Origin of the sequence: Capnocytophaga sp. oral taxon 332 str. F0381 (assembly GCF_000318275.2) — a bacterium.
GTDB classification, from domain to species: domain Bacteria; phylum Bacteroidota; class Bacteroidia; order Flavobacteriales; family Flavobacteriaceae; genus Capnocytophaga; species Capnocytophaga bilenii.
Window position 1 is genome coordinate 102,938 of sequence record NZ_KB291330.1, and the last position, 14,796, is coordinate 117,733.

General features: G+C 40.2%; 15 protein-coding genes. All 15 read right to left on the minus strand.

Annotated features, from left to right (window positions below; genetic code table 11):
- Nucleotides 1-183 precede the first annotated feature (183 nt).
- Complete coding sequence (locus HMPREF9075_RS09185; RefSeq protein WP_009416276.1) at nucleotides 184-2,070, minus strand: class II glutamine amidotransferase; 1,887 nt, start codon at nucleotides 2,068-2,070, stop codon at nucleotides 184-186.
- A 2-nt stretch (nucleotides 2,071-2,072) separates the two neighbouring features.
- Nucleotides 2,073-3,035, minus strand: a complete 963-nt coding sequence (locus HMPREF9075_RS09190) for a mevalonate kinase (protein ID WP_009416277.1) — start codon at nucleotides 3,033-3,035, stop codon at nucleotides 2,073-2,075.
- A gap of 80 nt (nucleotides 3,036-3,115) precedes the next feature.
- Nucleotides 3,116-3,310, minus strand: coding sequence for a hypothetical protein (locus HMPREF9075_RS09195; RefSeq protein ID WP_009416278.1), 195 nt, complete (start codon nucleotides 3,308-3,310; stop codon nucleotides 3,116-3,118).
- Between the two features lie 220 nt (nucleotides 3,311-3,530).
- Complete coding sequence (locus tag HMPREF9075_RS09200) at nucleotides 3,531-4,514, minus strand: hypothetical protein (protein ID WP_009416279.1); 984 nt, start codon at nucleotides 4,512-4,514, stop codon at nucleotides 3,531-3,533.
- A 28-nt stretch (nucleotides 4,515-4,542) separates the two neighbouring features.
- Nucleotides 4,543-5,190, minus strand: coding sequence for a hypothetical protein (locus HMPREF9075_RS09205; protein ID WP_009416280.1), 648 nt, complete (start codon nucleotides 5,188-5,190; stop codon nucleotides 4,543-4,545).
- Between the two features lie 106 nt (nucleotides 5,191-5,296).
- Entirely contained in the window at nucleotides 5,297-5,614 is a 318-nt protein-coding gene (locus HMPREF9075_RS09210) for a type II toxin-antitoxin system RelE/ParE family toxin (RefSeq protein WP_009416281.1), read from the minus strand.
- Nucleotides 5,614-5,853, minus strand: a complete 240-nt coding sequence (locus HMPREF9075_RS09215) for an antitoxin (protein ID WP_009416282.1) — start codon at nucleotides 5,851-5,853, stop codon at nucleotides 5,614-5,616. The genes HMPREF9075_RS09210 and HMPREF9075_RS09215 overlap by 1 nt, the downstream gene beginning before the upstream one ends.
- A gap of 112 nt (nucleotides 5,854-5,965) precedes the next feature.
- On the minus strand, nucleotides 5,966-6,673 hold the full coding sequence (locus HMPREF9075_RS09220) for a tRNA1(Val) (adenine(37)-N6)-methyltransferase (RefSeq protein WP_009416283.1): 708 nt from the start codon (nucleotides 6,671-6,673) through the stop codon (nucleotides 5,966-5,968).
- Between the two features lie 2 nt (nucleotides 6,674-6,675).
- Nucleotides 6,676-9,264 carry a glycoside hydrolase family 2 TIM barrel-domain containing protein gene (locus HMPREF9075_RS09225; RefSeq protein WP_009416284.1) on the minus strand — a complete coding sequence of 863 codons (2,589 nt, stop codon included), beginning with the start codon at nucleotides 9,262-9,264 and terminating at the stop codon, nucleotides 6,676-6,678.
- Nucleotides 9,265-9,284: 20 nt separating this feature from the next.
- On the minus strand, nucleotides 9,285-10,676 hold the full coding sequence (gene aspA / locus HMPREF9075_RS09230) for an aspartate ammonia-lyase (protein ID WP_009416285.1): 1,392 nt from the start codon (nucleotides 10,674-10,676) through the stop codon (nucleotides 9,285-9,287).
- A gap of 181 nt (nucleotides 10,677-10,857) precedes the next feature.
- Nucleotides 10,858-11,007: a hypothetical protein gene (locus HMPREF9075_RS13250; protein WP_009416286.1), complete on the minus strand. Its 150-nt coding sequence runs from the start codon at nucleotides 11,005-11,007 to the stop codon at nucleotides 10,858-10,860.
- Nucleotides 11,008-11,156: 149 nt separating this feature from the next.
- Nucleotides 11,157-11,993 (minus strand): dTDP-4-dehydrorhamnose reductase, encoded by an 837-nt coding sequence (rfbD, locus tag HMPREF9075_RS09235; RefSeq protein ID WP_009416287.1) that lies wholly within the window; start codon nucleotides 11,991-11,993, stop codon nucleotides 11,157-11,159.
- A 23-nt stretch (nucleotides 11,994-12,016) separates the two neighbouring features.
- A complete protein-coding gene (locus HMPREF9075_RS09240; RefSeq protein ID WP_009416288.1) occupies nucleotides 12,017-12,214 on the minus strand; it encodes a hypothetical protein in 198 nt (65 codons plus the stop codon).
- Nucleotides 12,215-12,390: 176 nt separating this feature from the next.
- The gene (hemL, locus tag HMPREF9075_RS09245) at nucleotides 12,391-13,677 is read right to left on the minus strand and encodes a glutamate-1-semialdehyde 2,1-aminomutase (RefSeq protein WP_009416289.1); all 1,287 of its coding nucleotides are present in this window, start codon (nucleotides 13,675-13,677) and stop codon (nucleotides 12,391-12,393) included.
- A gap of 55 nt (nucleotides 13,678-13,732) precedes the next feature.
- Nucleotides 13,733-14,659 (minus strand): PfkB family carbohydrate kinase, encoded by a 927-nt coding sequence (locus HMPREF9075_RS09250; protein WP_009416290.1) that lies wholly within the window; start codon nucleotides 14,657-14,659, stop codon nucleotides 13,733-13,735.
- Nucleotides 14,660-14,796 lie beyond the last annotated feature (137 nt).

The window sequence follows — 14,796 nt, forward strand, 5'->3', positions numbered from 1 at the left end:
CACTTTGGCAAACTTTCAGAGTTTGCCAAAGTTTATATAATCAATTATGTGCCACGCACTTTGGCAAACTTTCAGAGTTTGCCAAAGTTAATCGCTCTGATAATCAATCTCTTTTCACATTGTACGGGCGATTGGCAAATCGCCCTCACTTTGGACAGCCTCATTTATTATTTAATCATTATTTTAATATGCTCGTTCTTTATTTCCTTCATAAAAGTTAATAAACGCCCTATTCACTACACGGTTACCACCATTAGTAGGATAGTTGCCTGTAAAATACCAATCGCCAAGATTTTCCGGACAAGCGCGGTGAAGATTCTCTACCGTTTGGAAAATCACCTCCACCTCCGATGCAAAATCCTTAGGCAGCAACAAATCGCGTATTTTGCCCGAGATTTCCTCATTGCTAAAAGGAGCATATATTTCTTTTACGTAATTCACCACCTTATCATCGGTCAAATCTACTTGCGACAGGCACTTTTTGTATACAGCTTCTATAAGGTCATACGTGCCCCGCTCTTTATGCAATGCCAATGCCGCCTGAAAAGCCACCAAGTCCTCCAAACGCGCCATATCAATACCATAGCAGTCAGGGTAACGTATTTGTGGCGCTGAAGATACGATTACTATCTTCTTAGGCTCCAATCGGCTCAAAATACTCAATATACTCTTTTTCAAGGTCGTACCGCGTACGATACTATCGTCTATAATCACCAAAGCATCTCCTTTTTGCACCGAGCCATAGGTGATGTCATACACGTGCGCTACGAGGTCATCGCGGCTGCTATCCTCAGTTATAAAGGTTCGCAACTTCACATCCTTAATAGCCACTTTTTCAGTGCGTACTTTTTGCGAAAGTATCGTTGGGTATTCAGCCTTGTCAGCCACTGCCAATTGTTTTGCTTTTTGCAAATTCAGTTGGTGTTCAGTCTCTTCTATAAGCCCTAAGTAAGCCGTTTCGGCAGTATTAGGAATATAAGCAAAAACCGTATCTTTCAAGTTGTTGCCAATAGCTTGGGCTACGTGCGGATAAAGCAACCTACCCAGCATTTTGCGTTCGCGGTAAATATCTTGGTCGTTGCCGCGCGAAAAGTAAATACGTTCAAACGAACAAGCCTTGCGCACTGTAGCAGGTACAATCTCTTTGATAGCTACTGCGCCACTTTTCTTGATGATAATAGCATTCCCTGGTGGCAACTCTTGTATATTTTCGTATTTTACATTGAAAACAGTTTGTATGGCAGGGCGTTCCGATGCCACCACTACCACCTCCTCATCTTGGTAGTAAAACGCCGGACGTATGCCCGCAGGGTCGCGCAACACAAAAGCATCGCCGTGTCCAAACATTCCCTCCATAGCATAGCCGCCGTCCCAGTACTTCGCCGCACGTTTCAGTATCCGTTCTATATCCAATTGCTTGGCTATAAAAGGAGAAGCCTCTCTTTTGCTGTATCCTTGTTCTTTTAGTTTGCGGTACAATTCCTCTACTTCATCGTCCAGAAAATGACCAATCCCTTCCATCACTATCACCGTGTCGGTCTTGTCTTTAGGGTGTTGCCCCAAGCGAACAAGATTTTGGAATAGCTCATTTACGTTGGTCATATTAAAGTTGCCTGCCATTATCAGGTTGCGGTATATCCAATTGTTTTCACGCAAAAAAGGGTGTACATTTTCAATACTATTTTTTCCAAAAGTACCATAGCGCACGTGCCCCATTACCACCTCGCCTATATAAGGAAGTTCTCGTTTTTGCAAGGCAACATCCTCTTTCAGGGCAGGATTAGCCTTAAAGCCTTTGTTGATACGCTCGTTTATTTGTGAAAAAATATCTTGCACCGGCTGATGAGCGTTAGAGCGCACCCTACTGATGTAGCGCTCACCGGGTTCCATATCCAGCTTAATGCTCGCTAGTCCAGCACCATCTTGCCCCCTATTGTGCTGTTTTTCGAGCATCAAGTACATCTTGTTGATTCCGTAAAATGCAGAACCGTATTTTTCTTTGTAAAACTCAAGCGGTTTCAGTAGGCGGATTAGCGCAATACCGCACTCGTGTTTAATCGTGTCGCTCATTGTTAAAATTGATATACAACCTCTAATTTATGTCCCGCAAGGGAACATTTTGCCTTTTCCAAATCTTCAGTGAAGCCCAAAATATAGCCACCACCGCCCGAACCACACAATTTCAAGAAATAATCACCCGTATCAATACCCTGTTTCCACAAAGTGTGAAATTCTTGCGGTATCATCGGCTTAAAGTGGTTCAGTACAACGCTCGATAGATTTTTTATATTCCCAAACAACGATTTGAATCGCCCTTTTAGAAAATCATCAATACAAGCATCCGTATATTTTATAAATTCCTCTTTTAGCATTTTCTGGAAAGACTCATTTTTCATATTTTCCATAAAAATACGCACCATAGGGGCAGTTTCGCCAATTACGCCACTGTCCAATAAAAAAACAGCTCCCTTGCCATTAGGGCTTTCTACAGGTATTCCCGTAGGCTCTATATGGTCAAGCGAGTTGATAAGAATCGGCAAACTCAAGTAGCTATTCAGCGGGTCTAACCCCGATGATGTTCCGTGAAAAAACGACTCCATACGCCCAAAGATAGCCCTCAGTTGCAGCAGCTGTTCGCGAGTAAGATGTGCCATCGCATCAATAGGGTTTATAGCGTATTCGCTGTAGATAGCCGCTACCAAAGCACCGCTACTGCCCACCCCATAACCCTGAGGGATACTACTATCAAAGTACATCCCAGCAGCAATATCAGCCTTCAAGCGCGCAATGTCAAACTGCACTATAGGAGTTGCCTCCTTGCTCAACGACTCAAGGTGAGAAGCAAAAGCACTAAGAGCCTCATTCGATTTTCGAGCCTCTTCTCTTTTCTGCCCGTCCAAAGCATTCTTCGCTTCCTCTTCAGCAAGCATTTTCAGCGTACCCTTATAAAAATTATAAGGGATAGCCAACCCTTTCGAGTTTTTAATGATGCCATACTCCCCAAAGAGAAGAATTTTAGAATAGAAAAGTTTCATTTTTAGATATTAGTCATTAGTTATTAGTCATCAGCGGAGGAAATCCCACCTTAGCCAATCGTTTATTAGCCCCAGCCAATTTATCTTGTACTACTGAATTTTTTAGGTAACCCCACCCTTTTAATAGTCTCTTTAGCCCGTGCTAATTTTTCAACAAAATAAGGGTGATCAGTATATAAATCAAGAGAGGGGTCTGGTTCCATCAATATATAGTAAGGTGTTTCTTCTTGCACCTTTAAAGGTTTTTGCACTTGTTTATTCTGTTTTGTTGTCATAATAATTCCTTTTACGTTTGATTACAAATGCCTCATAATTAACATTGAAGCGAAAGTCTTCCCATTCTTGATTTAACAAGCATTGTAGTTCAAAATCAGCGGAATTACTTTATCCTTTGGTAAGTTCATTGTACTTCACAATTCACAATTCAAAATTCAAAATTCAAAATTCAAAATGACCCCGCAAAGATACACATTTTTTAGATATACAAAAAAGAAATTATTTAAAATACTCTATTTTTCGCTCTACGTAAAGGATAGGAACCCCATTTTCATACGTAATCATTCTCACCCAATTACCCTGCTTGTCATCCGTATATTTGTACTCACAAAGATAATCGGTAGAAAAAGTTAAATGATAGGTCAAACGCCTATCTGAACCGAATTTGTTTAAAAATCCATTATTTTCACTCTCATTTATCAAAAGATATTCTTCTTTCAGCTGGTTGTTTTGGTCATAAGCATATTTAGAATGCCATATAAAGTCGTCTATTTTCTGCGAAATGGCTTTAATGAGTTCTCCTTCTGCTCCATATTCATAAAGACCTCGCCATATAAGTCGGTCGAATTGGTAAAGTTCCTTATTTACAAGTCTTTTATTGTTATAAATGTATATTTCTTTAAACAAAGGGAGGTCTTCAGTTTTTTTAAAATTCCTTTGGATAAGCTCACCATCAACATTATAAGTATAAGTGTAGATTGTTTCATCTTTTGTTTTTAGGTCAAGTACTTCCTTCTCTAATTGCCCTTTAGCATTATAGACCAGCGTATCCTTTGTCTCTAAAAACTCGTGTACAAAAGTCGATTTATCAATAAGGCGATTCTTTTTGTCGTAAGTATACACTATTTTCTTAGGTGATACAGTGTTATAAAGCCATTTTTCAGTTATAAAGCCATTTTTATCAAAGGCAATAGCCGAAGGGATAATATTTACTAAAAACTGTATAAAGAATGCTTTTACCCCCATTCGTTCCATTTCGCTGTACTGTTTAATTTTTTCAGCGGGATAAATCCCTTGAGAGAAAGGGGTACCTTTGATAAAATCGTTGTCTTTTTCCTCAGCAAAATAAATAGAAGTCTTCACCGATTTTACCTTGCCTTTTAACCCCATTGCTGCCCAATCATTGCCACCAGCCTCCCCTTGTGCATAACCATACACACTCACAATCAATAGTAAAACACCGAGTAAAGATTTTATTTTCATCGCATTAGGTTTTAAAATTTAGAAGGTACTACCTAAAAACACTATAAGTAGCCAAAATAATACTAAGTCTTTCGGTATAAGTATCAGGATATTGTTTTATAATATCATCGGCATAGGGTTCAAGATATTTCTTGCCAAAATCTTCTTCTAACCAATAGATTTTCTTCTTTTTTAACCACGTTTCTTTGCTAATTTGGCAGAGCTCAGCAAAATTAGGTGCTTTCTGCAAATCGTGAAATCCTTGTACAACTCTCATATAACGAGTAGCTAATATTTTAGCGGTATTAATACCTTTTGTTGCAATCTCACTGGGGTTGTGCATCTCATTGATTACGGCTTCTTTTAAGCAAACGGCACTAGGCAATAGATTGGTAAGTCTATTGATGTATTTGTCATAAAACCCTGAACCTAACTCAAAGTTTTCATCTAAAGGAATGCCAAAAGCTAAGGAGGTACGTTCCCAAACATCATCGTTATCACGTGGAGGCGATACGATAAGAAAACCATCTTGGCTATGTTGTTTGTACTGACCGACGTAAACATACATATAAACCAAGTGTTCGCTATCCAATTCCTTTACCCACGAACGAAGGTTATTGTAATTCATCGGTACAGCCAAAAAACCTTGCTCTTTTAAAAAACTGCTTAGGTTCTTAATATCATTAGCAAAACTCATAGAAATATTTCTTATTTGGTTATTTTACAAAGGTTTTTGATAGCTTCCTCAGTCCATCTTATTTCCATATTTGGCTGTTAATCTTTTGTGTAGTTCAGCACTACTCTTAATTAAATCTCAAATTCTTAGGATTAGCTCTATTATCCCAAAAAAGTAATATTTCAATTTCTTCTTTTTCTTCAATTATCCTATAAAAAATAGAGTAATTTGTGAGGATAATTAATTGTCTTACATTTTTATTGTTCCTTTTGGGGAATATAGGGCACATTTCAGGAAATTCAGATAAAAAATTAAGAGAATAAGCCACCTCATTTTGAATTTTTTCTGCATAAGATGTACTTTCTGTCTTTTCTATCCAAAAAGTAATAATCTCACTATATTGAATTTTGGCAATAGGAGTCCAACGTATAGTTAGTTTTTTCATTACTTTTGATAGCTTTTTATCAGAGAGTCTATTTCTTGCATCACTTCATTATGAGGTATCAATAGCCCATTATCAGCTTGTGTAATCCCCATATCCAATGCCTCCAAAAGAGCTTCATCATCTTGCAAAGTTACCTCTCCATAAGAGTTTGCTATTTCTACCCCTATAGTAGCAAAAAAGTCTGCTATTTGCTGGTATTGATGATAGTTAATACTATTTTTTAATACTATGGTGTTCATCTTTTTCTTATTTTAATTGCAAAGATTTTTACTGCTGCCGCAGTCCGTCTCATATCTATATTTAGCACTTTATCTTTTATAGTTTGGCAGATACTCGTTCCAAAATTAATATTTAGAATTTCAAATAAAAATCTCGTGTCAAAGCCTTATACGCTTCAGTATATTGTCCGCGTACCTGCTCTATTACAAGCTCTTCAGCCACTACCTCAGCCAATTCTTTTTTAGCAAAAAGTATCAAACTACGCTTCAAAGGTGCTGTTGCGTTACCACGCGTGCGCAGCAGGCGTTGCGGGTAAAGCCCCTGTTGCTGTGCCAATTCCATAAAATAAGCCTCCTCACTATAAGGCAGTATCACCGCAAAGTTTCCTGTTTCAGCAAGCAGTTTAGCCACACCCTCTACAAGCTCAGCAAAAGAAAGCCCATCAGTAAAACGAGCCCTATCGCGCTGCTCATTCCCCGATTTGTATGCCGCCCTATAAAAAGGCGGATTACTAATAATCAAGTCATAATCACCCGCAGCGCGCAGCACAAAGTCCTGAAATGAAATGCAGTGCGCACGTAAGCGCACTGCCCAATTACTATTAGTAAAATTCTCTACACATTCAGCATAAGCTACCCCGTCTATTTCTACAGCATCTATCATTGCCGTAGGGCAGCGCTGGGTTAACATCAAGGAAAGCACCCCTGTACCCGCACCTACATCCAATATTTTATGGTAACGTGCTATAGGTACCCACGCCCCTAGCAAGACAGCATCGGTGCCCACTTTCATAGCTGTTGCAGCTTGTTTTATGTCAAATTGTTTAAACCGAAAGTACATCTTTATCTGCTCACAGGACGAATTAAAAAGCCAAACCAATAGCTTGTAGGCTTTTCAGCAGTAATAGCGTCAAGGCGTATATAAGTACCATCAGGCTCAGGTAGCTGGTAAGGGTGTGCGGCTGCCTTTAGTTGCGCTTCGCCATAAGGCAATGCCGATACGCTCATCGGTTGCATCGCTACAAACTCAGCTCCTGTACCGCGCATATTGGTAATCGATGCCCATTGCGTGTCTTGGTGTTGCCCCATTGTTTGTGGCTGGGCATAAGGTACAAACTCACTGCGCACATCGCCTTCATATACTCCCATAAAAGCAGCTTCTTTGTCAGCTTCGGTATTTTCTTGTCGCCCACGTCCGTAGTATTTAAAATTGTAGAATACTGTAGGCATTTTTATTTCGTAGCCCAATTGGGGTACAGTTATTTGCTCATCATTGCCTGTAATATTAGTAAGCACTTCTATAGTGCCATCGGTAAAGACAATAAACTCCTGATAGGTTACCAAAGGAGATACAGTTTCACTTTCCGTAGTTGTAGCCAGAGCCTTATCTTCTATTGATTCCAGCATAAAGCAATAACTATAGCTACCGTCTTCATTCTCAAAAATTTTGTGATCTATTACTCTGTGATGCCATTTCTCATCACTTAGCACATTCAGGTTCAGCCCATTATCGTCTATTACTTTACTATTGTTATAGGTAAGACTTTCTATAGTGCCTCGTTCGTAGTCAAAATGCACCGTGAAGTTTTTGCCTACTACTATTTTTTTATCTACCGTAAGCTGTAGCGCTTCCCCCTGATTTAGAATGCGCTGCTTAGGCTTGTTTGTACCCTTTTGCAAAAGAAACTGCTCACGTGCCTGCACAAAGCCCTTTTCACACCAAGGTCGGTCAGCAGCTTGCTTAAATTCTATAGTAGCGTAATATTCTGCCCCACTATCCATTCGTTTAGGGGTAAGCCTTACCGTACCCTTCAGCTGTGGTTTTAGAGGCGATACGTCAAAAGAGCGTTCCTCCACCTTTTGTCCATCGCGATAAAGCGTCCAAACCCCTTCATAACCGTCCATTGGCTCAAAGTACGCTTTATTGATAAGCTGAAAAGTATCGTTTGAGAGTTTTTTCACCTCAATATTTTGATAATCTTTCTGTAGCTGGTAAAATTGTGGTTTAGGTATTCTACTTGCAAAGATAACCCCATCGGTCATCGCTGCTTTTTCTTCTATTCCTTTACCAAAATCCTCACCATAGCCTTCGTAGCGTGTTCCTTTATCGGTATAAAGATAAATTGTCTGGTCTACCCAATGCTTTTTGGGCAATAGAGCGTCTTCAAAATTTATTTCACGAGCCAAGAAAATCCCGTATTTATCACACAAGTAAAACCAATATGGGTCGGGGGGATACGGAATGGAATAAACGTAATTCACATTGGCACGTTTCATCAGCATAATTTCGTCTTCCATTTGCTCGTGTGTAAGGGTACGACCCTGCGCAGGGTGTCCCTCTTGTCGTTTTACGCCCTTCAATTCTATGGGTTCTCCATTTACGTAAATCTCTTTATTTTTGCGAACTTCTATTTTTTTGAAGGTAATAGGAGTAGATACCGTTTCGGCTACTCGCCCTTTTCTATCTATGAGTTGTGCAATAAGCGTATAGCGATAAGGCGTTTCATCTGTCCAAACCATAGGTTTTTTCACTTTCATAGTAGTTTCATTCCACACCGATGTTTTACCCCCTATGATTTCTAAAGGCACTTCTTGCTCTACAGGCTCTAAATGACGGCGCAACACATCACTATACAATATGTTTTCACGTAATTTATACTGAATTTTATAGTTCTGTGCTGCTTTCTTGCGAAGATTACGCACTTGGGCACGCAATTGCAGTTCCCAATTTACAAAATCCTGAGAATCTGCCATTATCTGCAAGTCGTTCAGCTGTAACTCAGGAGTAGCACGCAGCGCTACACTCCTAAATATCCCAGGCAACTGCAGTACGCCCGAACGTTCAGCTATAGAATCATTAGCCGTACTATGCACCTCTACAGCCAACTTATTATCTCCTTTTTTTAGCTGCTTTGTAATGTTAAAAGATACTACCGAAACCGAATGCTCGGCAACATCCACCATTTGCCCGTTTACCCACACGTAAAACGAACCCGCTACGCCTGTGAAATCTAAATAAACTTCACGTTTTTTCCACTCTTTAGGTACTTCAAAAAACCTAACATAGGAGCCCACTTCGTTGTTCGGGCAATACGAAGGCATACCATAGCGGGGCTTGTGATACTTGTTTAGCGCATACACTTTCCAGTCCGAAGGCACTTTTATCATATCCCAAGTACTAATATCGTAATTAGGCATATAAAAGTCCTGCGGACGTTCATCGCTCTGTTGGCTCCATTTAAAACGCCAGTCCCCATCAAGAGAACGCCAATACGATGAATTTTCAGGAAGTGATACCGAAGCCTCTGTCTCGTCTTTAAACGAAAATAGCAATTTGCGCGTAGAAGCCTCTTTCACCAAAGGTTGCGATTGTGCTACAAGCCCATAAGCCAATAGGGCAAACACAACACTTCTTCGCAAATAATTTTTCATATTATAAAAATCAAAACTTTTTAATCGTTAATCATAGAAGCAGGATCTAATATCTTATCCAATTCTTCCTTGCTAAGCAACTGATGCGCCAACACCAAATCATATACCGATTTGCCTGTCTCTAAAGCCTCTTTTGCTATCTTAGTACTATTTTTGTACCCAATATAAGGGTTTAGAGCCGTTACGATACCTATACTGTGCTTCACCATATTTAGCGATACTTCGCGATTAGCCGTAATGCCCTTTACGCACAACTCTCGCAAGGTAACCAATGCATTCTGCAACAAACTAATACTTTCAAATATCGACTCGCAAAGCACAGGCTCCATCACATTCAATTGCAACTGACCTGCCTCTGCTGCAAACGATACCGTAACGTCATTACCTATCACCTTAAAGCACACTTGGTTTACTACCTCCGGAATTACAGGGTTTACTTTACCTGGCATTATAGACGAGCCTGGCTGCATCGCAGGCAAGTTAATTTCGCGTAACCCTGCACGAGGCCCCGAAGCCAACAAGCGCAAGTCGTTACACACTTTAGATAGTTCTATGGCAAAACGCTTTAAGGCAGATGAGTAGCTCACATAAGCTCCTGTATTGGGAGTAGCGGCAATCAAATCAGTAGAAGGAATAAAAGTATCCCCTGTAATTGCCGATAAATTTTCAGCACACAAAGCAGGAAAACCTTTAGGAGCATTAAGCCCCGTGCCTATAGCGGTACCGCCCATATTTATTTCGTGTAACAACTTGGCAGCAGCAGTAAGCCTGTTTTCATTATCTCCTAAAGTAGCTGCAAAAGCATCAAACTCTTGCCCCAAGGTCATAGGTACAGCATCTTGCAGCTGGGTGCGCCCCATCTTTATTATATCGGAAAAAGCCTTCCCTTTTTCGCGCAAAGCATCTACTAAGGCTCTAAGTGCAGCAAGCAGTTGCTTGTTCATATTAATAATTGCAATCTTGATAGCCGTAGGGTAAGCATCATTGGTAGATTGCGAGCAGTTGATATGATCGTTAGGCAAGCAGTGTTGGTAATCGCCTTTAGAATAGCCCATAATTTCCAATGCCCTATTGGCTATCACCTCGTTGGCGTTCATATTTACAGAGGTACCAGCCCCGCCTTGAAACATATCTACAGGAAATTGGTCATTTAGTTTACCATCAATCACCTCTTGGCAAGCCTGCGTAACGGCAGGCATAATAGCATCAGGAAGCAATCCAAAATGATGATTAGTTTTAGCAGCAGCCAATTTCACATAACCAATAGCCCTCACAAATTCGGGGTAATGGTGCATTACAACCCCCGAGATTTTAAAGTTATCAATAGCACGTTGTGTTTGTACGCCATAATACACCTCAGCAGGAACTTGTAATTCCCCTATAAGGTCTGATTCTGTTCTAAATGTTGCCATTTTATATATTGTTTTAATTATTAGTCATACAATTCATCATCCACCTACCGACTGCAAATATACACCTTTTTTTTGGATAATACAACTTTTATAAACCTCATTTATTCCACAATATGCAAGTTTTTGAATAATGAAGGCATTTCGCACATTGCTTTTTTGTATTGCCGAGCTTCAAAATCTCCTAAAGCAATAGCATTGCTTTTAGCAGTCGTTTGCCTGCCGTATGCACTACGTAAGTATTTTCCAAATGATTGGAGGCATCGGCTTCAAACGACAGCGTTTGCTTATCTTTTATAGAACCAAAGTTTTGTATACTGAAATTTACAATCATCTTACATATATTCTAAACAGTTCCCTATTTAATTACCGTGCAAATATACGTTTTTTTTTAATGCCTTGCTATTTTTATGAAGAAAAATATGTGTTGTAAAGAAGAAGATTAGCGCAAAGCTTTTTTAAGCCATTATGCAACAAGTGTGTTTAGCTTAAAAAGGCTTCGCGCCAATACCTAATACGATACCCAAAATCATTTTTGAGTTTAGATTTATCTAATACTGAATAAGCGGGACGTGTTACCTTGCTTGGAAACTCTGCCGAGCGGCAGGGCAGCACCTTACAAGCGTTACCCGAATGCGCCACTATAGTAGTAGCGAAGTCATACCACGAGCATACCCCTTCATTGCTAAAGTGATATACCTCTTGTTTGCCTTTATACCAGCCATTATTAATGGCTTGCACTACAAAATCAGCCAAATCAGCAGCATTGGTAGGAGTACCTACTTGGTCAAAAACTACTTTTAGCTCTGTACGTTCAGCACTTAGCCGCTGAATAGTTTTTACAAAATTATGCCCAAAGCGCAATGAGTAAAGCCACGAGGTGCGGATAATCATATAATCAATCCCCGCCAACTTTATAGCTTCTTCGCCGGCTAATTTTGTACGCCCATACACGCCTAACGGCTGCGTAGCATCCGTTTCATTATAAGGCGTATTGGCACTTCCACCAAACACATAGTCGGTAGAAATATGAATAAGTGGTATGTGAAACTCTTTGCATACAGCAGCCAAGTGGGCTGCAGCGTGATGGTTAATAGCCTCTGCCACCACCACATCATCTTCAGCTTTATCCACATTGGTATAAGCCGCACAATTTACGATAATATCTATATTGTTTTGCTGTACAAAAGAGTGTAGGCTGCCTATTTGGGTAATATCCAAGGTAGTAGCATCAGTAAAAAAATAATTACCAATGCGTACCGTGCTGGCTTCTATTTCAGAACCAAGCTGTCCGCCAGCACCTGTTACTAATACATTCATTACTACAATAAACAGCCTTGCAATTAATAGCTAAAAGCGTTTACGTTCACACCTACATATTTGTTTGCCATACGATTTACATCGCTGCGGTATTTTTCTGGTACATTAGCACCATACGCTGCATACAATTGTGCAAACTTTTGCTTTAAATCTGCTGTTACCTCTGTGTTGAAGTTTTCCATATAAAGGATTTGCTCCACTACTTTTACAAATTCTTCCATTTTTTTGAGTTTTAAAATTATTAATTCCTTTCAATTTTTCGCTGCAAAGATATAAAATATTTTCGAACTACCAAATAATAATTGTTAAATAAATTAAACATCAAACTAACAGCGTTACTAACAAGTTATTAACAGCTTATCTATAGTTATTAACAATTTAGCCAACACACTGTCTTTTAGAGCTCTAACACTACTCTATTGAGTGCTTTAATCGTTTTATCCAAATCGTCATAAGTGATAGCATCATTTAGAAAATAACTCTCAAAACCACTAGGAGGTAGGTAAATTCCCTCGCGTAGCATTCCGTGAAAATAACGCTTAAAGCGTTGGGTATCACTTTTTGAAGAGCTAACAAAGTTGGTTACAGGGCTCTCGGTAAAAAATAAGGTAAACATAGAGCCAAAACTGTTGATTTGGTGGGGTATTCCTGCTCTTTGCAACACTTCTTCAAAACCTTGATGTAAATAAGCTGTTTTTTTAGCCAAACTTTCATACACTCCGGGGTGTTCATTCAGTGCTGTAAGCATTGCCAAGCCCGCACTCATCGCCAGCGGATTCCCACTAAGGGTTCCTGCCTGATATACAGGCCCCTCAGGAGCTAAATAGCTCATTATTTCTTTATTAGCTGCAAACGCCCCTACAGGCAATCCTCCTCCTATCACTTTCCCAAAAGTAACAATATCGGCTTTAATGCCAAAAACCTCTTGCGCTCCTCCTTTTGCCAAACGGAATCCTGTCATTACCTCGTCAAATATCAGCAAAGAACCATTTTCGGTACAAAGTTGTCGCAAGCCTTCCAAAAATCCTTCTTGTGGCAGTACGCACCCCATATTGCCCGCTACTGGCTCAATGATAACACCTGCTATCTGCTGAGGATTAGCTTCAAAAAGGGCTTTTACCGAAGCTAAATCGTTGTAATTAGCCAAAAGGGTATCTTTTGCAGTGCCTTGTGTTACCCCTGGGCTGTTGGGTGTGCCAAAGGTAGCTCCACCGCTTCCCGCTTCTATCAGGAATGCATCGGAATGCCCGTGATAGCAACCTATAAATTTGATAATCTTTTCGCGCCCTGTGTAGCCACGTGCCAAGCGTATAGCACTCATACAGGCTTCGGTACCGCTATTCACAAACCTAATTTTGTCTATATTGGGCACCATTGCAACTGCCAATTCAGCTATTTGTACTTCCACTTCGGTAGGGATACCAAATGAGGTGCCTTTTTTAGCACGCTCTGTTACTGCTTCAATCACAGGGGGATAAGCGTGCCCTAAAATTAGGGGACCCCAAGAGGCTATATAGTCTATATATTTTCGTCCGTCTTCATCGGTAAGATAAGCACCAGCAGCTTCTTTTATAAATATAGGATTTCCTCCTACGGCATTAAAAGCACGTACAGGTGAATTTACCCCCCCTGGTAATACTTGCTGAGCTTTTGCGAAAAGCTCACTACTGCGTTTATACAACATTTTATTATCTTTTTATTCTGGTTTGTCTATTTTTTATTGGCAATTTAACTGATAATCAACACAATTTGATATCAAATTGGGTAAGGTCTCTGAATTGATACAAGCGGCTATTGATATCCTCTGGGGTAAGCGATAGCATTCGTTCGGCTCCTAAACTTTCTATACAAAACGAAGCTAAATTGGAGCCGTGTATAACAGCATTTTTGATGTTTTCAAAACTAAAATCGTTTGTTTTTGTAAGATAGCCTACAATACCTCCTGCAAACACATCGCCTGCCCCTGTGGGGTCGCACACTTCGGAGAGCGGCAAAGCGGGAGCAAAAAAAGCACTATCTTCGTGAAACAACAACGCCCCGTGTTCGCCTTTTTTGATTACTACATATTTTGTACCCATTGCCAAGATGCGTTTTGCTGCCTTTACCAGTGAATATTCATCGGTAAGCTGGCGCGCCTCTTGCTCGTTGATGGTTATCATATCTACCTTGCTGATAACTTCTTCTAAAAGTTCGTAGGTATGGGTAATCCAATAGTTCATCGTATCGAGTACCACAAAGGGCAAATGCGTCATTTGTGCAAGTACATCTATCTGTATTTGTGGGTGCAGGTTGCCCAGCATTAGCACTTGGGCATCGGTAAAAGCTGCGGGTACCACAGGCTTGAAGTGGGCAAGCACATTCAGCTGGGTATCTAAGGTATCGCGCAGGTTCATATCTTCGTGATAACGAGCACTCCAATAGAATGTCTTATCTTGGGGGTCTATCTCTATCCCCGATATATCTATATGGCGCTGGGTGAGCAATCTCAAAAAACTGGTAGGATAATCACCCCCTATTACAGATACTACTGCTGTAGGAACACCAAACTGTGCTGCCGAGAGGGCAGTGTAATTAGCTGCACCCCCCATAATAATATCACTCTTCTGAAAAGGCGTTTCTATCTTATCAAACGCCATACTTCCTATAATCAATAATTTATGCGACATCTTACGCCTTTTGTTTTCGGGGCAAAGATACAAAAAAAATAATTATTAATGCCTAATGATTGTGATTAATATACCTGCTCGCCTACTTTCGTGCGAGCCGCACAGTTGTCACGTCCTAAAAAAGGTTTACAGTTATC